Raw genomic sequence first — 23,753 nt, forward strand, 5'->3', positions numbered from 1 at the left:
GATCAAAATCTCACTATAGCCCCTATGGCACTCACTGGGTTATACATTCCTAAGCAGCCATTTGTACGATTCACATCTATGCTATAATAAAAAAAACATCATTGAAGGAAGAAATAGATGAATCATTCAACTAAAAATAAGCAAATATATAAGGGTGCCTTTGCACTAGTATTTGCTGGCATAATAGGTAAGGTTATTAGTGCCTTTTATCGCATACCATTACAGAACCTAACCGGTGATATCGGTTTTTATATTTATCAGCAAATCTATCCAATTATTGGGATTGCTATCACCATAGCCCTTTATGGATTTCCTTCCGCGATCGCTAAATTTTTAGCAGAAAATAAAGCAAAAGCATCAAAACCTCTATCGAAAAATATAATAGGGGTCCTGCTTCTTTTCCATGTGTTTCTCTTCTTGCTTATCTATTGTTTCCGTTCACAGATAGCTTTATGGATGGGGGATGAAGACCTAGTAGAGGCATTAAAACTAGTGGCGTGGATATTTCTTTTTGTTCCTATCTTGTCCTTACTCAGGGGAATACAACAATCAGAAAAAAGGCTGTACCTTACAGCAAATTCTCAGTTAACCGAACAACTAATTCGTGCTTGTATCATTATTAGTACAGCTGCTTTCATCTCTTTAGGCTATCTTTCTGTTTATCGGATTGCAGATGGCGCAGTATTGGCTACAACTGTAGCATTCCTTGCCTCTACCTTATATTTACTTTTTCATCGAAAGAAAGGGCCTTTGAGTGATGGAATGGAAGAAAGGGTATTTGGATTCAGTAGTCTATGGAGTACGATCATCTTTGGTGGAATCGTGATTAGCTTAAACCATATGCTATTGTTATTAATGCAATTTGCAGATTCTGTTACGGTTGTGCCAGGGCTAGTGGAATATGGACTTTCTACAACAGAAGCGATGAAGGCGAAGGGAGTTATCGATCGCGGTCAGCCATTACTTCAGCTTGTGACGGTTGTTGGGTCTTCCTTTGCGATGGCGTTAATGCCAGAAATAACGAAGCGGAATTGGCATGCTAATAAAAAGCAAACATTCAACCAAATCCAGTCATCGTTAAAATTTTGTTTATTGTTGTCTGTTGGTGCAACAGCAGGTTTATGGATCCTAATGCCAGAGATTAACCAATTATTATTCACCGATAGGCTTGGTTCGAATAGTTTGCGTATTTTAGCACTTACTCTTTTAGTCAGTCCACTTACTTTAGTCGTTGCTTCTTTACTACAAGGTTTTGGCTATATGAAATGGACAGCCTTTCTTATCTTTTTTGGATTATGGGTAAAAATTTTATTAAATAAATGGTTTGTTCCTTCATTTGGAATTAGTGGTAATGCTCTTGCCACCGTGTGTACGATTGTGGTTATCTTTGTTATCAATTACTGGCTATTAAGAAAAAGGGTCATCAAACAAAGGCTACTTCACCTCCCGCTTTTACGTCTTATTCTAGCAACAGGACTTCTGATCGCGATAGAATGTCTTTTGAAATTTCTAAACAATAACCTTCTACATCTAGTAACTCGACTAGAATTAGTCATATTTGTCTTATTTAGTGTGGTTCTTGGTTTCTTAGTTTTTCTATTTAGTCTACGATGGTTAAATATATTAACAAAAGAAGAGTGGAACCAGCTTCCTATGCCGAAAAAATGGAACTATAAAGGAGTCAATAGAGATGAAACCAATCATTGAAGTAATAGGTCTTGGTGGTGGAGATATACATCAATTACCATTAGGCTTGTACCGAAAATTAATAGACACAAAGGATATTTGCTATGTGCGCACGATCGATCATCCAGTAATTTCATCATTAGAGGAAGAAGGGGTTGTATTCGAGAGCTTTGATACGGTTTATGAAAAGCACGATCAGTTTGAAGCCGTTTATCAGGAGATTGTCGATTGCTTAATCAACCAAGCATTAAAAAAGAACCGAATTCTCTATGCGGTACCGGGCCATCCCATGTTAGCAGAACGTACGGTACAGCTCTTACGGGAACATAATCAAATTGAATTGAAAATATCAGGTGGTCAGAGCTTTTTGGATGATCTGTTTCGGGCATTTGGCTTTGACCCAATTGAAGGCTTTCAAATGGTAGATGCGACAAGCTTTTTAAGACATCAGCTACAATATGAGCAACACCTTGTATTTTGTCAGGTTTATGATTCTTTTGTTGCCTCCGAGGTAAAATTAACCTTGTTGGAGGATCTTCCTGCAGATCATATGATTTTCATAGCGGAGGCAGTAGGCAGTGAGAATGAGGTAATCAAGCATATTCCACTAGTGGCATTGGATCAGCAAGTAGATTTAAGTAACTTAACAAGTGTCTACATACCACCGATTACTAAAGAAAAGCTCCATCACCAATTTTCCCAATTGAGAGAGGTTGTCCATATTTTGCGAGGGCCAGATGGATGTCCATGGGATAAAAAGCAAACCCACGAATCATTAAAAAAGTACTTGATTGAAGAGGTCTATGAGGTGTTAGAAGCGATAGATCGGGAAGATGATGAGGCAATTGCAGAGGAGCTAGGTGATGTTCTATTACAAGTAATGCTTCATAGTGAAATTGCGGAAGAAGCAGGATATTTTACCATCGATGACGTAATATATAGTATCACGGAAAAAATGATTCGAAGACATCCTCATGTTTTTGGCAATGTACATGTAGATGGGGAAGAGGATGTTATACGAAACTGGCAGGAAATAAAGAAAAGAGAGAAAAAAGACAAGCACTCCTCGGTATTGGACGGTATAACCAAAGGATTGCCAGCAACTCTATTAGCAGAAGATCTACAAAAAAAGGCGGCGAAGGTAGGCTTTGATTGGGATAATTCAGAAGACATCAGGAAGAAGGTGGAGGAGGAAATAGTAGAATGGAGGGAAGCGTTAGCGGAAGAAAACCAAATCGAGAAAGAAAAAGAATTTGGAGATATTCTATTTGCAATGATTAATCTTGCAAGATATTATAAAATTAATCCAGAAATAGCATTAATGCGAACAAATAACAAGTTTATGAATCGTTTTCAATTTGTCGAAAAAGAAGTAGCGAATAGTGGCAAGGATTGGACGGATTTTACTCTAGCTGAATTAGATATATTTTGGGAGAAGGCAAAACAAAAAGAGTAGACAAACCTCTATCAGGAAGGGAATAATTATGCGATTAGATAAATTTCTAAAGGTTTCACGATTGATTAAACGACGAACCTTGGCTAAAGAAATAGCCGATCAAGGCAGAATTATCGTAAACGATCAAACAGCGAAGGCTGCAACCACCATTGCCGTTGGTGATGAACTGAAGATTCAATTTGGCCAAAAGCTGTTAACGATTCAAGTAGACCAATTAAAAGAAACAGTAAGAAAAGAAGAAGCTAGTACACTATATACGATAAAGAGTGAAGAATATCGAGAGAACGAGTAAAGCGCCATTTCTATAAAAATAGTTCTAAACTTGTCCCTCTTTTCATAAAGTAGTTATGGATAAAAGGGAGGGATTTGCAATGAACTATTATGATAAAAAACCAATGACAACATCACAAATGGATCACCATGTGAAAATGACAAATAGACGTTTACTAGAAATAGACGGAGTGAAGGAAGTAGATAGCTTTGATAGTGAGGAATTTCTGCTACAGACCGTCATGGGCTATCTTGTCATTCGTGGGGACAATCTCCAAATGAAAAATTTAGATGTAGAGTCCGGTCATGTATCGATAAAGGGTAAGGTTTATGAGCTCTCTTATCTAGACGAGCAGCATGGAGATAAAGCTAAAGGTCTTTTTAGCAAGCTCTTCAAATGACGTTAAACACGCAGTTCCTCACAATGTTTACAATGGTGGCAATGGGGGTATATATTGGGGCAGCATACTATACGTTTAAGCGAATCGAAAAGTGGTGGGCAGATGGTATTATACGAAGATACCTTCTAGAATTCCTTTTTTGGATCGTACAAGCCTTCGTCTTTTTCTATGTATTGTATCAGGTAAATGAAGGAATACTGCGCTTCTATATATTTTTAGCTGTGTTTTGTGGCTATGCAATGTTCAAGGCTCTGTTGGAGCAAGCCTACAGTAAAGGGTTAGAACTTGCCATCCGGATTATTTCACATATTCTCCGGATGGTTTATGCCATCATTCATTGGGTACTAATAAAGCCTATCACTTTACTTTTCACGTTTGTCGTTGTTTGCCTTTCATGGCTTTACCAGCTATTCTTTCGTTTATTTTCTTTCATTTTCCGTATACTTTTCTATCCATTTATCTTATTATGGAATTACGTGAAACGTTTTATGCCGAAAATGGAGAAAAATTATCTCTACCAATTTTTTCGTTTATTTAGTAAAATAAAAAAGAAAAAGTAATAGAACCCTTTAAGGAGGTAGAATTAATCATGGCAAAATCTAGTAATGTATCTAGAATAAACGAAGCTTATATTGAACAACATGATGCTTACATAAGAAGACAAAAGCAAAGAAAAAAGCGATTATTTCGACGACTTGCTTTGTTCGGCCTAGTTGTCATGATTACAATAGTTTGTGTTACTACCTATCACATTAAGCAACGGGTAAAATATAATGAATTGCAAGCAGAATATACAGAGAAATCTGATCAATTAGCATCACTGGAAAAAGAGGAAAAGAAGCTGACACAAGAAATCAAGCTATTGAATGATGAAGAATACTTACTACAAATTGCGAAAACCAACTATTTCTTCACAGAAGAAGGCGAAATTGTGTTTAAATTACCAGAAGAGGAGTCATCTTATTGACACCGTTTTTATTGCTTCGCTATAATATAGTATGAGTACGATTCTTTAAAAATTTTAAGGAGGAGCAATTTCTTTATGTCAATCGAAGTAGGCAGCAAGTTGCAGGGAAAGGTAACAGGTATCACTAATTTTGGAGCTTTTATTGAGTTACCTGATGGAAAAACAGGTCTCGTCCACATTAGTGAGGTTGCCGATAATTATGTAAAGGACATTAACGAGCATTTAACAGTCGGTGATGAAGTCACTGTTAAAGTTCTTAATGTAGAGGACGATGGTAAAATTGGTTTATCCATCAAAAAAGCAAAGGATAACCCACCTAACCGTCGAAGAAATCAAGGCAATCAAAAAAATAACCGCGAGAGAGGCGAATCATTTGAACAAAAAATGAATCGTTTCTTAAAAGATTCTGAGGATCGTTTAGCAACATTAAAGAAACATACAGAATCAAAACGCGGAGGACGAGGAGCGAGAAAAGGCTAAACACTTGCTGTCTATGTAGGATATAGAAGACAAAGACGGATGTGACTCGTGAACAATAGATCAAAAAGCTACCTATCTAGATTGGTAGCTTTTTTACATGTGTAGAAACAAAATAAAAAAGAGCTGTGAATTTTTTTCACAACTCTTTTTCCATATATAGCGGCGGAGGGGATCGAACCCCCGACCTCACGGGTATGAACCGTACGCTCTAGCCAGCTGAGCTACACCGCCTTAATGTAAAGACACAAAGAATATAATACAACAGCTTTATTTTTCTGTCAACTCAAAAAAAGAGAGAAGATAAAAAAACGCTATAAGACATCATCGACATAAAAAAGATGAAAACTGACATGTTTTCATCCAGATTGTGTCGCTTAACGATTGAATTAGCTTTTTAGTTAGAAAAAGAGTCGAACATTTCTCCAATTCTACTTCCTTGTTTTGACAAAAAAGAAAAAAAGAATGTGTTTTAATAGAGGACAAGGAGTGATGTAGATGAATACTATTACGGAGAATAAACCAAAATCTATCGAATTAAAGGCTCGTTTTTCCATGTTCTTTTCACAAAAGAACCTCATGAGATGGTGGCATCATTTCATGATTGAGAAAGGTTTTCTACTTTGTCTATTAGGTTTACTGTTAGGACGTGCAGTTATTTTGTCTACTTTATCCCCATTTGCCTTGGCGTTTATCGTTTCAGTATGGTATTTGCGGAGAGACAAAGTTGTCGCTTTGATTTGTTTTTCGCTAATAGGGGCATGTACATATTCAATAATGCACGGTGTCTATCTCGTATTAGCCATTGCGACGATGCTCTTACTCAATATCATTTTTTTTCATGTCAAACACATCGAGAAATTACTTCCGCTTATTGCTTTAATATCCACATTCTTACCCCGCTTATGCTTGTATGCATGGGAAGGCCCACTAACCTATGTTCAGTGGATGCTTGCCTTAGTCGAGGGAGTGCTTGCTGCCGTCTTACTTCTAATATTTATGCAAAGCCTCCCTTTATTATCACCAAAAAGATATAAACCTACATTAAAAAATGAAGAAATTGTTTGTTTGATCATTTTACTTGCTTCAGTACTAACAGGCTTAACGGGAATCGAGTGGTACGGTGCCCAATTTGAACAAATATTAGCAAGATATCTCGTGCTATTACTTGCTCTCATCGGCGGAGCTTCTATCGGTTCGACGGTAGGTGTGGTAGCTGGTCTCATTCTTAGTCTGGCTAATATTGGGAATCTCTATCAGATGAGTCTACTAGCCTTCGCTGGACTACTGGGCGGTCTATTAAAAGAAGGGAAAAAACTCGCTGTAAGTGTAGGTTTGTTTGTCAGTACGGTATTGTTAAGCTTATATGGAGATTCCTTTGATTATATTGGTGCGGCATTAATTGAATCAAGCTTTGCTGTATTTTTATTTGTGCTTACACCAAATGCGCTCATTTCCAAAATAGCTAGATATATCCCAGGGACGGTAGAGCATACAAAAGAACAAGAGCAGTATTTACAAAAAGTTCGTGATGTAACAGCACATCGAGTCGAGCGTTTTTCCAGTGTGTTTAAGGCATTGTCACGAAGTTTTCAAATAGATTCCAATCAATTAAAAGACGAAGATATTGAGGTGGATTATTATCTGAGCAATGTAGCAGAGAAAACATGCCAAACATGCTTTAAGAAAGAAACATGCTGGGTTAAGCAGTTTGATCAAACCTATGATCTAATGAAAGGGGTTAAATCAGAATTAGAAACACCTTCTGGCTTAAGCAAGGTAACGAAGCATCAATTTGAGAATCATTGTATCAAGTCAAGAAGAGTGATAGATGCAATGCAACAGGAGCTTTCTTTTTTTCAGGCGAATCAACAATTAAAGAAGCAAGTACTAGAAAGCAGAAGGTTTGTAGCAGATCAGCTTAGCGGTGTTTCCGATGTAATGGAAAACTTTGCGAAAGAGATTTTAAAGGAAAAGGAAAATCATGAGCAACAAGAATTAGAGATAGTAGCCGCATTAAAGCATGTAGGAATTGAATTAGAAAAATTAGATGTATACAGTCTAGAAAAAGGAAATATTGATATCGAAATGGTGATTCTCTTCCAGCAGTATCATGGAGAAGCTGCTAAGCTCATCGCACCAATTCTATCTGATATATTAGATGAAACGATTATTGTGGTAACAGAGGATGTTTCTCCGATGGCGAAAGGTCATAGCTTCTTTACCTTTGGATCTGCTCGGCGTTATGTCGTATCTACTGGAATGGCTCATGCAGCAAAAGGTGGTGGCTTAGTATCAGGTGACTCCTATAAAGCAATGGAACTTGGTGCAGGTCATTATGCCTTAGCTATAAGTGATGGCATGGGGAACGGAGACAGGGCACATGAAGAAAGTATGGAAACATTGCGATTATTACAGCAAATCCTAGAATCAGGGCTTCATGAACAAGTTGCGATAAAATCGATTAATTCCATCCTCTCTTTAAGGACAAACGAAGAAATATATGCCACTTTAGATTTGGCGATGATTGATCTCCACCACGCATCGGTAAGATTTTTGAAGATAGGCTCGTCCCCTAGCTATGTGATGCGAAGTGATGCCATTGAACGAATTGAAGCGAGTAATCTACCCATTGGCATTATACAAGAATTCGATGTCGAGGTCGTAACAGCTGAGCTTAAACCAGGCGACTACCTTATTATGATGAGTGACGGAATTTTTGAAGGGCCAAAGGAAATCGAGAATGTAGATATGTGGCTAAAGCGAAAGCTAAGAGAAATGGAGACGAAGGAACCTCAAGAAATAGCCGATTTGTTACTAGAGGAAGTGATTCGTTCACAAGGTGGAATGATTGAAGATGATATGACTGTATTAGTAGCTCAAATTGATAAAAATCACCCTAAATGGGCACCGATTCGCACAGATGCTTCTTTTTACCCTGCTTATAGCTGGCAATAGTTTTTTTACTGAAAAACCGGTAAGCATGGAAGTATATTTCTAGCTTTTTTTGGTGAAGATGTAGAAAAAGGCTAGAAATAGGAGGAGTATTAGATGAAGACAGGAACGTTAAAGCAGATTCTATTAATAACAGATGGTTGCTCGAACCAAGGGGAGGACCCGGCACAAGTAGCAACCATCATCGCAGAGCAGGGTATTACAGTCAACGTAATTGGTATTTTAGAAGATGATGATACAGAGGAACCTACAGGTCTATTAGAAGTAGAAGAGATTGCCAGTTGTGGTCAAGGGGTCAGTCAAATTGTCTATAAGCAAATCTTATCTCAGACGGTCCAGGCTGTCACTAAGCAAGCGATGACGGAGACATTACAAGGTGTGGTCAATCAAGAACTCAAACAAATATTAGGCAATCAGCAGACAATGGAAGAGCTACCGCCTGAACAAAGAGGCGAAGTAATGGAGGTAGTGGATGAATTAGGAGAAACTTGTGATCTGGAGGTTTTGGTATTAGTAGATACGAGTGCTAGTATGGCGAATAAGCTTCCAACTGTACAAGAAGCATTAATCGATTTGTCGATCAGTATGAATGCACGAATTGGACGAAGTAGATTCAGTGTCTATCAATTTCCGGGAAGAAAGAAGGCCATTCATCAATTAGTAGATTGGACAGGGAAATTAGACTCGATTACTGCTATTTTTTCCAAATTAGCAAGTGGTGGTGTTACACCCACAGGACCAGCTCTGAAAGAAGCGATGCACCAATTTGGAAAGAAGAGCTTAAGAAGGAGATTCTTGCCTAATGAATACGGAAACATCGAAGAAGCCTAATGTCAATTTAATAAAAGGACAGACGATTAAAGGAAAATGGCACCATCATAGCTATTATGTGATTCGCAAGCTTGGGAGCGGGGCGATTGGTACGGTATACTTATGTGTACACCACAACCAACAAGTTGCGCTAAAGGTGAGTAAACAAAGTACCTCGATCAGCTCAGAAGTAAATGTATTGAAAGGATTTAAGAAGGTTCAAGGCCATCACCTTGGGCCTTCTTTAATCGATGTAGATGATTTTATTGCGCCAAATGGTCATGTTTATGCCTTTTATGTTATGGAATATATTTCGGGTGACTCCTTACCAGATTTCATACGGAGAAATGGTCAGGATCGTTTGTTTACCTTGTTGATGGGATTTGTGAAGGATTTAGACATGCTGCACCGACAAGGCTATGTGTTTGGGGATCTGAAGTTGGATAATTTGATTGTTTCCAGGAATCCAGTTCGTCTTCGTTGGGTGGATGTAGGAGGGACGACGTTAATTGGAAGATCGATCAAGGAATATACCGAATTCTATGATAGAGCCTATTGGCAAATGGGGACGAGAAGAGCGGAGCCAAGCTATGACCTATTCGCTTTAGCGATGGTAGTGTTAAGAATCTATTACCCAAATGGTTTTACGAAGGGGTCTAATCCTAAAAAAATCCTCCAACAAAAAATAAATTTGGCGATATCCTCTCCTTCTATTAAACAATTGCTGTTAAAGATGATTAGTGGAGAAATTACTGAGGCGAATCAAGTAAAGGATTTTCTAGTCCATTATTTCACAAGGGAAAAGAGGAAGCGTCGGGGGGCCACCAAGAGGAATGACGAGCATTACTACCCTTTATTAGAGATCTTAAGTATATTAACAATAAGTGGCGGATGTTATTTATATATGACATTATTTATGTGATAAATCGAAATGCTATTTCATAATATGTTAAAATAGTCTAAAAGAGTTTTTGTGGGGTGGTGGTGGATGTCAAATCAATCATTTGAGCAAACCGTTATGGTGTTTATTAAAAAGCATCAGCTATTGAAAGAAGAGGCTACCATTGTTGTTGGCGTTTCGGGTGGAGCCGATTCGATAGCATTACTACACTATCTTTGTACATTAAGAGATAAGTGGAAACTACATATTGCTGCCGTTTCAGTGGATCATGGATTAAGAGGAAGGCAATCAGCAGAAGATGTGAAGTTCGTAGAGCAATTGTGTGCTTTATGGCAAGTGCCCTTTGTTAAGGAAAAAGTAGATGTAAAGAAGGAAAAAAATAAGCTACAGGAAGGAACACAATTGGTAGCTAGAAAGCTCAGATACAGGGTGTTTGAGAAGGTGATGGAACAATTTGACGCAGATTATCTAGCATTGGCCCACCATGGGGATGACCAATTAGAAACTGTCCTGATGCGTCTCACACAACATAGTAATCCGTCCTTATTAGCAGGTATACCAGTTAAACGTAAATTTAGTACAGGAGAGATTATTCGCCCTTTTTTATGCACAACGAAGGAAGCGATCTATCATTATTGTGATCAGCATCAGCTGATGCCAAGAGAGGATCCGTCAAACCAATCTGTTGATTACACTAGAAATTTTTATCGATTAAATGTTCTGCCATTTCTCAAGGAGAAAAATCAAAACATACATAGGCAAGTTCAGCAATTAACTGAAAGAATTAGAGAAGACGATAAGTATCTAACCCAGAAAGCAGAGGAGATGGTATCCGAAATAGTACAATTTCCATCTGCAGGGAAGACGGCTTCTTTTTCCATTCCTTCCTTTTTACAATACCCGATTGCTTTACAAAGACGAGCCTTTCATCTAATATTAAATTATCTATACAATCATCAAATCCCTGATAAGATTTCGATGAAGCATGAAGAAGATTTCCTCACATTGCTACAACAATCTAGAGCTAATGTAACGATCGATTTACCTAAATCGCTACATATAACGAAAAGCTATCAGGAAATTTCCTTTCATTTTCAAATAAAGCAGCCCAAGAAAACCGTGGCGCAAAAATTACATATCCCAGGTGTGCAAGCATTATGGAATGGTTTTGTCATAGAGTCCAGCATTAGTACCTTCACTAAGCAGGAAAGTCATCATTCGATGTACCTTCCAAATGACGAATCGTTATTTCCCCTAATAGTAAGAACAAGGCAAGCAGGAGATCGAATGAAAATAAGAGGGTTAAATGGCAGTAAAAAAGTCAAAGATATTTTTATCGATAAAAAAATTCCTATCGAAAAAAGGGATAGCTGGCCATTGCTAGTAGGAAATAATGGTACGATTTTATGGATTATAGGCTTAACGAAGGCAGAGATTCTTTTAGAAAAAATGGATACCTTTATATCGTTACACTATAAAAGTGCTGCGAAGAAAGCGGAAAGTACTGAGCAAAATATAAGTAGGAGGCACCATGATGCACGATGAAATAAAAGAAGTGTTGATTTCAGCAGAATCCATACAACAAAAATGTAAGGAGTTAGGTGAGCAATTAACCGAAGAATATGACGGAAAATTCCCTCTAGCAGTTGGAATTTTGAAAGGTGCTCTACCATTTATGTCTGATATATTACGTAATATCCATACACATATTGAAATGGATTTTATGGATGTGTCAAGTTACGGTAATGAAATGCGCTCCTCCGGTGAAGTGAAAATTGTCAAAGATTTGGATACAAAAGTAGAAGGAAGAGACATACTTATCATAGAGGATATTATAGACAGTGGTTTAACCTTAAGTTATTTAGTGGATTTATTTAAATATCGAAAAGCGAAATCGATTAAAATTGTAACCCTTCTAGATAAACCAGAAGGTCGTACAGCTAATATTAAAGCAGACCTGGTAGGATTTGAAGTCCCAAATGAGTTTGTCGTAGGTTATGGACTGGATTATCAAGAAAAATTTAGAAATTTACCGTATATCGGTGTATTAAAGCCAGAGGTTTACGGTGGAGAAGAATAAGTTTAAATTAAAGTCTTAGTGCAATGTATATGGAAACATACATATGCAAATTTTATAGAGGTAATTAGTTGTAATAAACTATTTTAATATGGTACTATTTACTATAGTTTTCTCGTTACGGGAGGAGGTAGGCAATGAATCGGATAATACGTAATGTGATCCTATATCTATTTATATTTCTTGTAGTGATAGGGATCATCAATGTTTTTATTAATCAAAACAACCAAGCACAAGAATTTAAAGTAAATGAATTCATGGAAGCATTGGAAAATAATGAAATAAAAGAAATGGAAATGCGCCCATCAAATGGTGTCATGAGAATTGTTGGTGAATTAGAGTCAGGTGAGGATAAGAACTTTGTAACGAATATTCCTGACAATACAACGATTGTAAGCCAAGTTACCGAAACGGCTGAGGAACAACAAATCCTAACGGTCAAAGAGGAAGAACAACCAAGTGGATGGGTAACCTTTTTAACCACCATGATTCCATTTGTTATCATATTTATTCTGTTTTTCTTCTTGCTCAATCAAGCACAGGGTGGCGGAAGTCGTGTGATGAACTTCGGTAAGAGCAAGGCGAAGATGTACAATGAAGAAAAGAAAAAAGTTCGTTTCCGAGATGTTGCTGGTGCAGATGAGGAGAAGCAGGAATTAGTTGAGGTGGTGGATTTCTTAAAGGATCCACGTAAATTCTCCGCTATTGGAGCTAAGATTCCAAAAGGGGTACTTCTTGTAGGACCTCCAGGTACTGGTAAGACGTTATTAGCTCGTGCTGTTGCAGGGGAAGCGGGTGTTCCTTTCTTCTCTATCAGTGGTTCTGATTTCGTTGAGATGTTCGTTGGTGTCGGTGCGTCTCGTGTCCGAGATTTATTTGAAAATGCGAAGAAAAATGCACCATGTATTATCTTTATTGATGAGATTGATGCAGTCGGTCGCCAACGTGGAGCTGGTGTTGGTGGTGGACATGATGAACGGGAGCAAACCTTAAACCAATTACTCGTTGAAATGGATGGGTTTGGTGAAAACGAAGGAATTATAATTATCGCTGCAACAAACCGTCCAGATATTTTAGACCCTGCCTTATTACGACCTGGTCGATTTGATCGTCAAATTACAGTAGACCGACCAGATCTAAGAGGACGTGAGGATGTATTAAAAGTACATGCTCGTAATAAACCATTATCGGACGATGTCTCGCTTAAGACTATTGCGATGCGTACACCAGGTTTTTCTGGGGCTGACTTAGAGAACTTGTTAAATGAAGCGGCATTAGTTGCAGCAAGATCCGATAAGCAAAAGATCGAAATGGACGATGTAGATGAGGCGATTGATCGTGTCATTGCAGGTCCAGCGAAGAAAAGCCGTGTAATTTCTGATAAGGAAAGAAATATTGTAGCCTATCATGAAAGTGGACATACCATTATAGGTATGGTTTTAGATGATGCTGACATGGTACATAAAGTTACTATTGTTCCTCGAGGTCAAGCTGGTGGATATGCAGTTATGCTTCCTCGTGAAGATCGTTACTTTATGACTAAGCCAGAATTATTGGATAAGATTACGGGTCTATTAGGTGGACGTGTAGCAGAAGAGATTATTTTTGGCGAAGTAAGTACAGGTGCACACAATGATTTCCAACGTGCTACAGGAATTGCGCGTAAGATGGTAATGGAATATGGTATGAGTGAAAAAATTGGCCCACTTCAATTTGGTAATAGTAATGGTCAAGTTTTCTTAGGTCGTGATATGCAATCCGACCAAAACTATAGTGATGCGATTGCTTATGAAATTGACCAAGAAATCCAGCACTTCATTCAAACTTGTTATAATCGTGCGAAACAGATTCTTACAGAAAACCGTAGTAAGCTAGAATTAGTTGCTAAAACCTTACTTGAGGTAGAAACGTTAGATGCAAGTCAAATTAAATCATTGTTTGAGGATGGTGTTTTACCAGACCCAGTAGTGTCAGAACAAGATGGAGAGAAGCATTCAGAGGAAAAGGCTGATGATCAATCTCAGGATGTTCGAGTAAACATCCAATCCAAAGAAAACAATGAGGAAGTTTCTGAAGACAATCAAGATAAAGAATAACATTAGAAATGCAGCCTCTCTAAATTAGGGAGGCTGCTTTTTGTTTTACGTTAGGAAAGCATAAAATTTTTGCAGGAAGTAGCGAAAATTTTGAAGTCCAAAGTATAAGTAAAGCTAATACTTCCACTAAAGGACGAGCGAATGTGAGTTTCTCAAAAGGGATTTGAATCGATCATGCTTTCAGGTCAAATCTAATTCAATTCACTTGCTAATTATTAATTATTACCTATACAATATGAAAATGATCTATAAAAAAGAAAAGCGGTGTGGGAAATGATATTTGTATTAGATGTTGGTAACACAAATACTGTATTAGGGGTCTTCGATCAGGGCAAACTAAAGTATCAGTGGCGTATGCAAACAGATAAGAACAAAACAGAAGATGAATTCGGAATGTTCTTTAAATCATTGTTCGCTCACGAGGACATAAGCTTTTCAGATATTGACGGGATTATTATCTCTTCTGTTGTGCCCCCTATTTTGTTCGCATTACAGAGGATGGCAGATAAATACTTTCACTGTAGACCAATGGTGATTGGCGAAGAAATGGTTAATCCTCATTTAAAAATGGCCTACCCTAACCCGAAGGAGATAGGCGCAGATCGAATTGTGAATGCAGTTGGAACGATCAAAGAATATGGTGCTCCTAGTATTATCATTGATTTTGGGACGGCAACGACTTATTGTTATATTAATGAAAAGGAGGAATATGTTGGTGGTGCGATTACACCAGGTATTAATATTTCATTGGATGCACTGTATACCAATGCTGCAAAGCTTCCGAAAATTGAACTGAAAAGAACCGATAAGGTCATAGGTTCTTCTACGGTGGAGGCGATGCAATCAGGTGTTTACTACGGTTACGTAGGACAAGTAGATGAAGTAGTTAGCCGAATTAAAGGGGAAACAGGCACCTCTGCTCAAGTTATTGCAACTGGAGGATTCGCAACACTCCTAGTAGAGGATTCTGCGACAATCGATATTGTCGATCCATTTTTAACCTTAAAAGGGTTGTATGAAATTTATCAAAAAAACGAAAAAACCTTTGAGTGAAAGGGTGTTATAGATGAAGGATTATGTTTTAAAGGCAACAGCCTTTGATGGTGAAGTGAGGGCATATGCGATCAAATCTACCAATACAGTGGAGGAAGCAAGAGAAAGACAGGATACTTGGGCGACTGCTTCTGCTGCTTTAGGAAGAACGATTACGATCACGGCAATGCTTGGTGTGATGTTAAAGGATAATGCAAAATTGACCGTGAAACTTGAAGGGAATGGCCCGATTGGTGCTGTGATTGCAGATGCCAATGATAAAGGAGAGGTACGAGGCTATGTTATCAATCCTCATGTAGATTTTGAGTCCAATGCTCAAGGCAAATTGGATGTCCGTCGAGCAGTGGGGACAGAAGGAACCTTAAGTGTGGTCAAGGATCTTGGACTGCGAAATCATTTTACAGGACAAGTCCCGATCGTATCAGGAGAAGTAAGTGAGGACTTCACCTATTATTTGGCAAATTCAGAGCAAATTCCATCTGCTGTAGGAGCTGGTGTCCTTGTGAATCCCGACCATTCTATCTTGGCAGCAGGTGGTTTTATTATTCAAATGCTACCAGGAGCTTCTGATGAGACAATTGCAAAGGTAGAAAAACAAATTGAAGAGATTGCTCCTATCTCCCAGCTTATACAGGAAGGAAAAACACCAGAAGAAGTCCTTACCCTTTTAGTAGGAGAGGAAGGCAAGCTTAATATACTAGAAAACATGCCAGTTCAATTCTCTTGTCCTTGTTCGAAGGAGAGGTTGTCGACTGCGATTAGTGGACTTGGGAATGAGGAAATCGATGCAATGATTAAAGAGGATCACGGGGCGACAGCTACCTGTCATTTTTGTAATGAGGTTTATACCTTCTCCATTGATGAATTACGTGCATTAAAATCTTCTTAAGGAGGAAAAGTGTTGTGAGATTGTCGAAGCTGTCTTTGTGGGTCATTATTTTTATTTTGCTCATCACGAATATAACAACACTGCTTTTCTCCAAAGGAAATACGGAAATTGCATTAGATGATGAATCTGTTATCCATCAAAAAAAACCATTAGCCACTATCGAAAATGAAAAGATAAAGTATGAGGAATGGCTGGATTTATTAACTAGAGGCTATGGTGAAAAGGTGTTAACCGAAATGGTTAATCAAGAGGTGGTTTTTCAACTCGCGGAGCAAGAGGAGTTAGAAATCGATTCAAAGATTGTAGAGCGTGAAATAGCAAGGCTATTAATCATGCAAGGTGTCCTAACGGAAGAGGAAAGGAAATCCCTTCAAGAGAAATGGACAGAACAAATTAAATATCGTTATTACATGAAGGCTTTATTAACGCGTGATGTCGAAGTGTCAGACTCTGAAGTGAAGCAGTATTTTCAAACCTACGAGAACCAGTATCAATTTGAAGAGGTTGTTCAACTATCTCATATTGTTGTATCCAGCGAAGCGGAAGCGGATGAGGCTTACCAAAAGTTAGAGTCAGGAGCTTCTTTTACAGATGTAGCGCAAGAATATTCTATGGATGAGGAGACAGCTTCTGAAGGCGGATATCTCGGTTATTATACAGAGACTAATAGCTTTATTCCTCCTGAATATTTTCATGAAACGTTAGCGATGGACGAGGGGACATTTAGTCAGCCTATCCGAACAGATCAAGGCTTTAGTATTGTGTTTCTACATCATCATATTCCTGCAGTTAATGTAAGCTATGAAGAAGCCTATCAAGAAGTGAAGCAGGATTTAGCACTAGATCAAATGGACCAGAATTTAGATCCTGAATTGTTGTGGGAAGAACTAGAAGTCACAACAGTGCTAGATAAAAATGACTAAGGAGCAAGGTCAAAAGGATATAGGACTTTTCCAAGTTATGGGTTGACAAATGATACCTTTTTCATGTACATTGTATATAAAACCAATTATATTACTTGGGATTGAGGAGGAAGTTAAATGAAAGTTGCTCAAAATATCGCAGAATTGATTGGCAATACTCCTATTGTTAAGTTAAATCGTACTGCTGATCCAGAAGCTGCGGAAATCTACTTAAAGCTTGAATTCATGAACCCGGGAAGCTCTGTGAAGGATCGTATTGGATTAGCGATGATTGAAGCAGCGGAACAAGAAGGTGTATTAAAGTCTGGAGATACAATCATTGAACCAACAAGCGGTAATACAGGTATCGGTTTAGCACTCGTAGCAGCAGTGAAAGGATATAGAGCTATTCTTGTCATGCCAGATACAATGAGTATGGAAAGGCGTAATTTATTACGAGCATATGGTGCTGAATTATTACTAACACCAGGTGCAGAGGGTATGAAAGGTGCCATCAAAAAAGCAAGTGAGCTTCAAGAAAAGCATGGATACTTCATGCCACAACAATTTAACAACCAAGCTAATCCAGATGTACATGCACGGACAACAGGTAAAGAAATTGTGGAGCAAATGGGAGATCAATTAGATGCATTTGTTTCAGGTATTGGTACAGGTGGAACGATTACTGGTGCCGGTAAAGTTTTAAAGGAGCACTTCAAGGATATAAAAATTTATGCTGTAGAACCAGCAGATTCTGCAATATTATCCGGAGGAAAGCCAGGACCTCATAAGATACAAGGTTTAGGTGCAGGTTTTGTTCCAGGTGTATTAAATACAAAGGTTTATGATGAAGTTATTACTGTCACAAATGATCAAGCTTATGAAACAGCAAGAGAAGCTGCTAAAAAAGATGGAGTCCTCGGTGGAGTATCCTCTGGCGCTGCTATTTATGCGGCGAAGCAAGTAGCGAAAAAGCTTGGAAAAGGTAAAAAGGTTCTAGCGGTATTACCAAGTAATGGAGAACGTTATTTATCAACACCTTTATATCAATTTGATGAAGAATAAGATTGGTGAGACTATCTATTTTATAGGTAGTCTTTTTTAATGTTTGGCAGGGTCATGCAACGAAGGTTAAACTAACACATCAGTTTCTCTAATAAGATCGTGCATTTTTGACAAAAAAGGGTTAAAATTATGCTATAATTGACTTTTGTATAATAATACCTATTATATCCTATGATAGGAATGAAATAGAAGAATGAAGGACGGATTTAGATGAACGATTGGCTAAAGACGAAGGTGAAAGATTTTCGCTATTCTGATCAAACGTTGGTGATGGGTATCTTGAATGTTACTCCAGATTCCTTTTCAGATGGTGGGAGCTATCATACAATCGATCAGGCGATTGCACAAGCGAAAAAAATGGAAGAGCAAGGTGCCCATCTCATTGATGTTGGTGGTGAATCCACTAGACCCGGGCACAAGCCTGTATCTGAACAAGAAGAATTAAACCGTGTGGTACCAGTTGTTGAGGCTATTGCCCAGGAAATAACGATACCCATATCAGTAGATACGTACAAGTCCAAGGTAGCAAAAGCAGCTGTTCAAGCAGGTGCTTCGATTATTAATGATGTTTGGGGGGCAAAGAAGGAACCTGAGATTGCCAAGGTTGCTGCAGAATATCAAGCTCCGATTATCCTCATGCATAATCGTGAAGATCGTCACTATCAGTCTTTAATGAATGATGTATTGTCAGATCTTGAGGAAAGTATACAAATTGCCCTTGCGAGAGGTGTAAAAGAAGAAAATATTATACTTGATCCTGGAATTGGTTTTGCAAAGTCCTTTGAGGAAAACATGCAAGTAATGCGAGAACTCGAACGAATTAAAACATTAGGATACCCTGTTTTGTTAGGTACCTCTAGGAAATCTATGATCGGACATGCATTGAATTTACCTGTTGGTCAACGAGATGAAGGGACAGGAGCAACGGTATGCTACGGAATCACAAAAGGGGTAGAGATCGTTCGAGTGCACAATGTAGAAATGATTGCGCGGATGACCAGCATGATGGATCAAATGATAGGTAAAGGTAGTGAGATAGATGGATAAGATCTATGTTCATGAGATGCAATTTTATGGTTATCATGGTTTGTTTCCAGAAGAGAGAAAGCTAGGCCAACGCTTTTCAGTCGACCTTATACTTGAATTGGAATTGCGTAAGGCAGGTAAGTCTGACAACATGGAAGATTCGATCGATTATGGACTTGTTTATCAATTAACCAAAGAGATAGTGGAAGGGGAAGCAAAGAACTTAGTCGAAGCTGTAGCACAATCTGTTGCCGATAAACTGTTAACGAGTCTTCCTTTACTCCAGGCATGCACCGTCAAGGTTTATAAGCCAGATCCACCAATCCCTGGACATTATCGTTCGGTAGCAGTTGAGATTTATCGGGAGAAGAACAAATGAATCAAGCATATATAGCGTTAGGATCTAATATTGAACCAAGATTAGAATATTTACAACTTGCAATACAACGATTGAAAGAACATCGATCCATTCAGATCAAGAAGGTCTCAGGGATCTACGAAACAGCACCGGTTGGGTTTACGGATCAGAATGATTTTCTCAATATGGCTGCTCGTATCGAAACAACTTTGTCCCCACTTGAATTATTGGATACTTGTCAGGAAATTGAACATAGCTTAGGCAGAAAACGTGAAATAAAGTGGGGGCCGAGGACGATAGACCTTGACATTTTGTTATATAATCAAGAGAATATAGAAACAGAACGATTAACTTTACCACATCCAAGTATGCATGAGCGGGCATTTGTATTAATGCCATTAATGGACATAAATCATCATTTATACTTATCACATATAGAGAAGGATGTTTCTACTTTAATTAGTGAAATGTCTTTGAAAGAAAAAGAAGGGGTAGTTCAATGCAACAAAATAGATGGGGGAAAAGAATAAAGGCTTATAGAAAATTAAAAGGCTATACACAAATAGGTTTTGCAAAAGAGCTCGGAATGTCAGTTTCTCAGCTAGGAGACATAGAACGAGGTAAACGGGTACCAACATTGGAAACCCTAGAAAAAATCTCTGAGCAATTAGATATTTCTATCCAAGAATTAGAACCTAAGAAATAAACTAGGGTGGATAAGTGATAGGATTACCTCGTAGCCAACTACAATTTTTAATATGGAGTGATAAAAATGAGTGAAGAATTAAGTGAACACATGCGTGTCCGGTTAGAAAAATTAGAATCCTATATCGAAAAAGGGATGGATCCTTTTGGAGATAAGTTTACCCGTACACATTTAGCAGAAGAATTAAGAGCTAACTATGATCAATATTCTAAAGAGGAATTAGAAGAGAAAAAAATAGAGACGACAATTGCTGGTCGTATTATGACAAAAAGAGGGAAGGGGAAAGCAGGCTTCTCTCATATTCAAGATCTAAGTGGTCAAATCCAGTTGTATGTGAGAAAGGATACAGTAGGCGAGGAAGCGTACGAAATTTTCAAAACAGCGGATCTTGGGGATATTGTAGGCGTTACAGGGACTGTTTTTAAAACAAATGTAGGCGAGCTATCTGTAAAAGCAGAGCAATTCATTCTACTTACAAAGGCGTTACGGCCGTTGCCAGAGAAATTCCATGGATTAAAGGATGTAGAACAACGCTATCGCCAACGCTACTTAGATTTGATTACAAATATCGATAGTAAGCAAACATTTATTATAAGAAGTAAAATCATTCAATCCATGCGTAGATATCTAGACGATCGAGGTTTCTTGGAAGTAGAAACACCGATGATGCACGGAATAGCGGGAGGAGCATCTGCTCGACCTTTTGAAACTCATCATAACGCTTTAGATATTCCTTTATATATGAGGATTGCGATTGAATTACATCTAAAACGACTTATTGTAGGTGGTATGGAAAAAGTTTATGAGATTGGCCGTGTTTTTCGAAATGAAGGAGTATCGACTAGGCATAATCCTGAATTTACGATGATTGAGTTATATGAAGCATATGCGGATTACCACGATATAATGGAACTAGTTGAAAATATGGTAGCACATATAGCTAAAGAGGTTCTTGGTTCGACAACTATTTCTTACGGTGAAGACAAAATTAATTTACAACCTAAATGGACTAGACTCCATATGGTGGATGCAATTAAGGAATACACTGGAGTAGATTTTTGGCAGCAAATGAGTGATGGTGAAGCGAAAGCTCTTGCGAAGGAGCACGGAATAGAAATAGAAGATAACATGACCTATGGGCATATTGTAAATGAATTCTTTGAGCAGAGAGTGGAGGAGAAATTAATTCAGCCGACTTTTGTGTACGGACACCCTGTTGCAATTTCACCACTTGCAAAGAAAAACAAGGATGACGATCGTTTTACAGATCGCTTCGAACTATTTATTGTTGGTAGAGAGCATGCCAACGCGTTCTCTGAGTTAAACGATCCTATTGATCAGCGTGAACGCTTTGAAGCCCAAGTGAAGGAAAAAGAACAAGGAAATGACGAAGCTCACGAAATGGATGAAGATTTCTTAGAAGCTTTAGAATATGGTATGCCACCAACCGGCGGTCTTGGTATCGGGATTGATCGTTTAGTAATGTTACTAACTAATTCACCATCGATTCGTGATGTGCTGCTATTCCCGCAAATGCGTAATAAGTAATAGAAAGAACCCATACAACAACCCTGAAAAGTTAGACCTCCCGCTCAACTTTTTGGGGTTATCTTTCTTTAAAAGCAAAAAAAGAAAACTTAGACTGTCAAGTCATGAAAAACAATCCATGGAAAGTTAAAAAAGCTATTGACACTTCTGAGTGAGGTGTGATATATTGTTTAGCGTCGCTTTAAATAAGGTAGTTAATATAATCTACTAAACAATTTACAAACTTAAAAAAAGCTGTTGACAATTGTGATTTATGGTGATATGATATAAAAGCTGTCGCAAAAAGACGGCGAACATTGATCATTGAAAACTGAACAAAACAACCAGTACAAAAAGTAAGAACATGCTAGCTTTAAGCGAGCTTGATCAACACAAGCACTTCGGTGCATCTATTTTATGGAGAGTTTGATCTTGGCTCAGGACGAACGCTGGCGGCGTGCCTAATACATGCAAGTCGAGCGCGGGAAGCTGACTGAATCCTTCGGGAGGACGTGAGTGGAACGAGCGGCGGACGGGTGAGTAACACGTGGGCAACCTGCCTGTAAGACTGGGATAACTCCGGGAAACCGGGGCTAATACCGGATAGTACTTTGGTTCATAGGAACCGAAGTGGAAAGGTGGCGCAAGCTATCACTTACAGATGGGCCCGCGGTGCATTAGCTAGTTGGTGAGGTAACGGCTCACCAAGGCAACGATGCATAGCCGACCTGAGAGGGTGATCGGCCACACTGGGACTGAGACACGGCCCAGACTCCTACGGGAGGCAGCAGTAGGGAATCTTCCGCAATGGACGAAAGTCTGACGGAGCAACGCCGCGTGAACGAAGAAGGTTTTCGGATCGTAAAGTTCTGTTGTTAGGGAAGAACAAGTACCGTTCGAATAGGGCGGTACCTTGACGGTACCTATCGAGGAAGCCCCGGCTAACTACGTGCCAGCAGCCGCGGTAATACGTAGGGGGCAAGCGTTGTCCGGAATTATTGGGCGTAAAGCGCGCGTAGGCGGTTTCTTAAGTCTGATGTGAAATCTTGCGGCTCAACCGCAAGCGGTCATTGGAAACTGGGGAACTTGAGTACAGAAGAGGAGAGCGGAATTCCACGTGTAGCGGTGAAATGCGTAGAGATGTGGAGGAACACCAGTGGCGAAGGCGGCTCTCTGGTCTGTAACTGACGCTGAGGTGCGAAAGCGTGGGGAGCGAACAGGATTAGATACCCTGGTAGTCCACGCCGTAAACGATGAGTGCTAGGTGTTAGGGGGTTTCCGCCCCTTAGTGCTGCAGTTAACGCATTAAGCACTCCGCCTGGGGAGTACGGCCGCAAGGCTGAAACTCAAAAGAATTGACGGGGGCCCGCACAAGCGGTGGAGCATGTGGTTTAATTCGAAGCAACGCGAAGAACCTTACCAGGTCTTGACATCTTCGGATGTCCCTAGAGATAGGGAGTTCCCTTCGGGGACCGAATGACAGGTGGTGCATGGTTGTCGTCAGCTCGTGTCGTGAGATGTTGGGTTAAGTCCCGCAACGAGCGCAACCCTTGATCTTAGTTGCCAGCATTGAGTTGGGCACTCTAAGGTGACTGCCGGTGACAAACCGGAGGAAGGTGGGGATGACGTCAAATCATCATGCCCCTTATGACCTGGGCTACACACGTGCTACAATGGATGGTACAAAGGGCAGCGAAGCCGTGAGGTGAAGCCAATCCCATAAAACCATTCTCAGTTCGGATTGTAGGCTGCAACTCGCCTACATGAAGCCGGAATCGCTAGTAATCGCGGATCAGCATGCCGCGGTGAATACGTTCCCGGGCCTTGTACACACCGCCCGTCACACCACGAGAGTTGGCAACACCCGAAGTCGGTGGGGTAACCTTTGGAGCCAGCCGCCGAAGGTGGGGCCAATGATTGGGGTGAAGTCGTAACAAGGTAGCCGTATCGGAAGGTGCGGCTGGATCACCTCCTTTCTAAGGATAAAGTGAAAGGCGGAAGCACCCGGTTAGCGACGTACAAACTGGACTGAACCGAAGGAGATAAAGGAAACACAAGGAGCTTAGCGACTTGATGTTGACTTATCGTACGGAGGTGAGGGAAGTTGTGCTAGTCGCTGGGTGCTGGAGCT

General features: G+C 39.4%; 22 protein-coding genes, 1 tRNA gene and 1 rRNA gene. 23 read left to right on the plus strand and 1 reads right to left on the minus strand.

What is annotated here, in order from left to right; genetic code table 11:
* Positions 1–117 precede the first annotated feature (117 nt).
* The 7 genes from ACZ5R4_RS13760 to ACZ5R4_RS13790 all read left to right on the plus strand — a co-directional run bounded on the left by ACZ5R4_RS13760 (position 118) and on the right by ACZ5R4_RS13790 (position 5,260).
* Positions 118–1,707 (plus strand): putative polysaccharide biosynthesis protein, encoded by a 1,590-nt coding sequence (locus tag ACZ5R4_RS13760; protein ID WP_464367507.1) that lies wholly within the window; start codon positions 118–120, stop codon positions 1,705–1,707.
* Complete coding sequence (yabN, locus tag ACZ5R4_RS13765) at positions 1,691–3,142, plus strand: bifunctional methyltransferase/pyrophosphohydrolase YabN (protein WP_277678491.1); 1,452 nt, start codon at positions 1,691–1,693, stop codon at positions 3,140–3,142. The genes ACZ5R4_RS13760 and yabN overlap by 17 nt, the downstream gene beginning before the upstream one ends.
* Positions 3,143–3,170: 28 nt before the next feature.
* Complete coding sequence (locus ACZ5R4_RS13770) at positions 3,171–3,434, plus strand: RNA-binding S4 domain-containing protein (RefSeq protein WP_109984869.1); 264 nt, start codon at positions 3,171–3,173, stop codon at positions 3,432–3,434.
* Positions 3,435–3,513: 79 nt separating this feature from the next.
* Complete coding sequence (gene yabP, locus ACZ5R4_RS13775; protein WP_054789119.1) at positions 3,514–3,813, plus strand: sporulation protein YabP; 300 nt, start codon at positions 3,514–3,516, stop codon at positions 3,811–3,813.
* On the plus strand, positions 3,810–4,373 hold the full coding sequence (yabQ, locus tag ACZ5R4_RS13780; RefSeq protein ID WP_277678492.1) for a spore cortex biosynthesis protein YabQ: 564 nt from the start codon (positions 3,810–3,812) through the stop codon (positions 4,371–4,373). Before yabP ends, yabQ begins: the two co-directional genes overlap by 4 nt.
* A 29-nt stretch (positions 4,374–4,402) precedes the next feature.
* Positions 4,403–4,780, plus strand: a complete 378-nt coding sequence (locus ACZ5R4_RS13785; protein WP_054861455.1) for an FtsB family cell division protein — start codon at positions 4,403–4,405, stop codon at positions 4,778–4,780.
* 75 nt (positions 4,781–4,855) lie between these two features.
* The gene (locus tag ACZ5R4_RS13790) at positions 4,856–5,260 is read left to right on the plus strand and encodes a S1 domain-containing RNA-binding protein (RefSeq protein WP_054861456.1); all 405 of its coding nucleotides are present in this window, start codon (positions 4,856–4,858) and stop codon (positions 5,258–5,260) included.
* Positions 5,261–5,417: 157 nt separating this feature from the next.
* On the opposite strand, the gene ACZ5R4_RS13795 is transcribed toward ACZ5R4_RS13790, so the two are convergent.
* A tRNA-Met gene (locus tag ACZ5R4_RS13795) sits at positions 5,418–5,491 on the minus strand.
* Between the two features lie 264 nt (positions 5,492–5,755).
* Between ACZ5R4_RS13795 and spoIIE the strand changes: the two genes are divergently transcribed.
* From spoIIE to ACZ5R4_RS13875, 16 genes are all read left to right on the plus strand, one after another.
* On the plus strand, positions 5,756–8,215 hold the full coding sequence (spoIIE, locus tag ACZ5R4_RS13800; protein ID WP_464367508.1) for a stage II sporulation protein E: 2,460 nt from the start codon (positions 5,756–5,758) through the stop codon (positions 8,213–8,215).
* A gap of 93 nt (positions 8,216–8,308) precedes the next feature.
* The gene (locus ACZ5R4_RS13805) at positions 8,309–9,043 is read left to right on the plus strand and encodes a vWA domain-containing protein (RefSeq protein WP_109984866.1); all 735 of its coding nucleotides are present in this window, start codon (positions 8,309–8,311) and stop codon (positions 9,041–9,043) included.
* Positions 9,015–9,944, plus strand: coding sequence for a serine/threonine protein kinase (locus ACZ5R4_RS13810; protein WP_277678494.1), 930 nt, complete (start codon positions 9,015–9,017; stop codon positions 9,942–9,944). Before ACZ5R4_RS13805 ends, ACZ5R4_RS13810 begins: the two co-directional genes overlap by 29 nt.
* 66 nt (positions 9,945–10,010) lie before the next feature.
* The gene (tilS, locus tag ACZ5R4_RS13815; protein ID WP_464367509.1) at positions 10,011–11,468 is read left to right on the plus strand and encodes a tRNA lysidine(34) synthetase TilS; all 1,458 of its coding nucleotides are present in this window, start codon (positions 10,011–10,013) and stop codon (positions 11,466–11,468) included.
* Entirely contained in the window at positions 11,458–12,003 is a 546-nt protein-coding gene (gene hpt, locus ACZ5R4_RS13820) for a hypoxanthine phosphoribosyltransferase (protein WP_054789114.1), read from the plus strand. Before tilS ends, hpt begins: the two co-directional genes overlap by 11 nt.
* 134 nt (positions 12,004–12,137) lie before the next feature.
* A complete protein-coding gene (ftsH, locus tag ACZ5R4_RS13825; protein WP_109984863.1) occupies positions 12,138–14,096 on the plus strand; it encodes an ATP-dependent zinc metalloprotease FtsH in 1,959 nt (652 codons plus the stop codon).
* A 273-nt stretch (positions 14,097–14,369) separates the two neighbouring features.
* A complete protein-coding gene (locus ACZ5R4_RS13830) occupies positions 14,370–15,149 on the plus strand; it encodes a type III pantothenate kinase (RefSeq protein ID WP_109984862.1) in 780 nt (259 codons plus the stop codon).
* 13 nt (positions 15,150–15,162) lie between these two features.
* Positions 15,163–16,038, plus strand: coding sequence for an Hsp33 family molecular chaperone HslO (gene hslO, locus ACZ5R4_RS13835; protein ID WP_054789113.1), 876 nt, complete (start codon positions 15,163–15,165; stop codon positions 16,036–16,038).
* 14 nt (positions 16,039–16,052) lie between these two features.
* Positions 16,053–16,961, plus strand: a complete 909-nt coding sequence (locus tag ACZ5R4_RS13840) for a peptidylprolyl isomerase (protein ID WP_277678496.1) — start codon at positions 16,053–16,055, stop codon at positions 16,959–16,961.
* Between the two features lie 117 nt (positions 16,962–17,078).
* A complete protein-coding gene (cysK, locus tag ACZ5R4_RS13845; RefSeq protein ID WP_054861461.1) occupies positions 17,079–18,005 on the plus strand; it encodes a cysteine synthase A in 927 nt (308 codons plus the stop codon).
* 210 nt (positions 18,006–18,215) lie between these two features.
* Entirely contained in the window at positions 18,216–19,052 is an 837-nt protein-coding gene (gene folP / locus ACZ5R4_RS13850) for a dihydropteroate synthase (RefSeq protein ID WP_109984860.1), read from the plus strand.
* Complete coding sequence (gene folB, locus ACZ5R4_RS13855; RefSeq protein ID WP_464367510.1) at positions 19,045–19,410, plus strand: dihydroneopterin aldolase; 366 nt, start codon at positions 19,045–19,047, stop codon at positions 19,408–19,410. The genes folP and folB overlap by 8 nt, the downstream gene beginning before the upstream one ends.
* The gene (gene folK / locus ACZ5R4_RS13860) at positions 19,407–19,919 is read left to right on the plus strand and encodes a 2-amino-4-hydroxy-6-hydroxymethyldihydropteridine diphosphokinase (protein ID WP_464367511.1); all 513 of its coding nucleotides are present in this window, start codon (positions 19,407–19,409) and stop codon (positions 19,917–19,919) included. Before folB ends, folK begins: the two co-directional genes overlap by 4 nt.
* Positions 19,889–20,095 carry a helix-turn-helix domain-containing protein gene (locus tag ACZ5R4_RS13865; protein WP_109984858.1) on the plus strand — a complete coding sequence of 69 codons (207 nt, stop codon included), beginning with the start codon at positions 19,889–19,891 and terminating at the stop codon, positions 20,093–20,095. The genes folK and ACZ5R4_RS13865 overlap by 31 nt, the downstream gene beginning before the upstream one ends.
* A 66-nt stretch (positions 20,096–20,161) precedes the next feature.
* The gene (lysS, locus tag ACZ5R4_RS13870) at positions 20,162–21,643 is read left to right on the plus strand and encodes a lysine--tRNA ligase (RefSeq protein WP_109984857.1); all 1,482 of its coding nucleotides are present in this window, start codon (positions 20,162–20,164) and stop codon (positions 21,641–21,643) included.
* 393 nt (positions 21,644–22,036) lie between these two features.
* Positions 22,037–23,598 (plus strand): 16S ribosomal RNA (locus ACZ5R4_RS13875).
* Positions 23,599–23,753 lie beyond the last annotated feature (155 nt).

This window comes from Gracilibacillus sp. JCM 18860 (assembly GCF_055395245.1).

Excerpts from the sequence above, each read along its gene's own strand:
- hpt (WP_054789114.1), top strand. The coding sequence starts at position 11,458 with ATGCACGATGAAATAAAAGAAGTGTTGATTTCAGCAGAATCCATACAA.
- ACZ5R4_RS13865 (WP_109984858.1), top strand. The coding sequence starts at position 19,889 with ATGCAACAAAATAGATGGGGGAAAAGAATAAAGGCTTATAGAAAATTA.
- folK (WP_464367511.1), top strand. The coding sequence starts at position 19,407 with ATGAATCAAGCATATATAGCGTTAGGATCTAATATTGAACCAAGATTA.
- lysS (WP_109984857.1), top strand. The coding sequence starts at position 20,162 with ATGAGTGAAGAATTAAGTGAACACATGCGTGTCCGGTTAGAAAAATTA.
- cysK (WP_054861461.1), top strand. The coding sequence starts at position 17,079 with ATGAAAGTTGCTCAAAATATCGCAGAATTGATTGGCAATACTCCTATT.
- ftsH (WP_109984863.1), top strand. The coding sequence starts at position 12,138 with ATGAATCGGATAATACGTAATGTGATCCTATATCTATTTATATTTCTT.
- ACZ5R4_RS13805 (WP_109984866.1), top strand. The coding sequence starts at position 8,309 with ATGAAGACAGGAACGTTAAAGCAGATTCTATTAATAACAGATGGTTGC.
- ACZ5R4_RS13760 (WP_464367507.1), top strand. The coding sequence starts at position 118 with ATGAATCATTCAACTAAAAATAAGCAAATATATAAGGGTGCCTTTGCA.
- ACZ5R4_RS13785 (WP_054861455.1), top strand. The coding sequence starts at position 4,403 with ATGGCAAAATCTAGTAATGTATCTAGAATAAACGAAGCTTATATTGAA.
- spoIIE (WP_464367508.1), top strand. The coding sequence starts at position 5,756 with ATGAATACTATTACGGAGAATAAACCAAAATCTATCGAATTAAAGGCT.
- yabQ (WP_277678492.1), top strand. The coding sequence starts at position 3,810 with ATGACGTTAAACACGCAGTTCCTCACAATGTTTACAATGGTGGCAATG.
- hslO (WP_054789113.1), top strand. The coding sequence starts at position 15,163 with ATGAAGGATTATGTTTTAAAGGCAACAGCCTTTGATGGTGAAGTGAGG.
- ACZ5R4_RS13830 (WP_109984862.1), top strand. The coding sequence starts at position 14,370 with ATGATATTTGTATTAGATGTTGGTAACACAAATACTGTATTAGGGGTC.
- tilS (WP_464367509.1), top strand. The coding sequence starts at position 10,011 with ATGTCAAATCAATCATTTGAGCAAACCGTTATGGTGTTTATTAAAAAG.
- ACZ5R4_RS13790 (WP_054861456.1), top strand. The coding sequence starts at position 4,856 with ATGTCAATCGAAGTAGGCAGCAAGTTGCAGGGAAAGGTAACAGGTATC.
- yabP (WP_054789119.1), top strand. The coding sequence starts at position 3,514 with ATGAACTATTATGATAAAAAACCAATGACAACATCACAAATGGATCAC.
- folP (WP_109984860.1), top strand. The coding sequence starts at position 18,216 with ATGAACGATTGGCTAAAGACGAAGGTGAAAGATTTTCGCTATTCTGAT.
- ACZ5R4_RS13810 (WP_277678494.1), top strand. The coding sequence starts at position 9,015 with ATGAATACGGAAACATCGAAGAAGCCTAATGTCAATTTAATAAAAGGA.
- folB (WP_464367510.1), top strand. The coding sequence starts at position 19,045 with ATGGATAAGATCTATGTTCATGAGATGCAATTTTATGGTTATCATGGT.
- yabN (WP_277678491.1), top strand. The coding sequence starts at position 1,691 with ATGAAACCAATCATTGAAGTAATAGGTCTTGGTGGTGGAGATATACAT.
- ACZ5R4_RS13770 (WP_109984869.1), top strand. The coding sequence starts at position 3,171 with ATGCGATTAGATAAATTTCTAAAGGTTTCACGATTGATTAAACGACGA.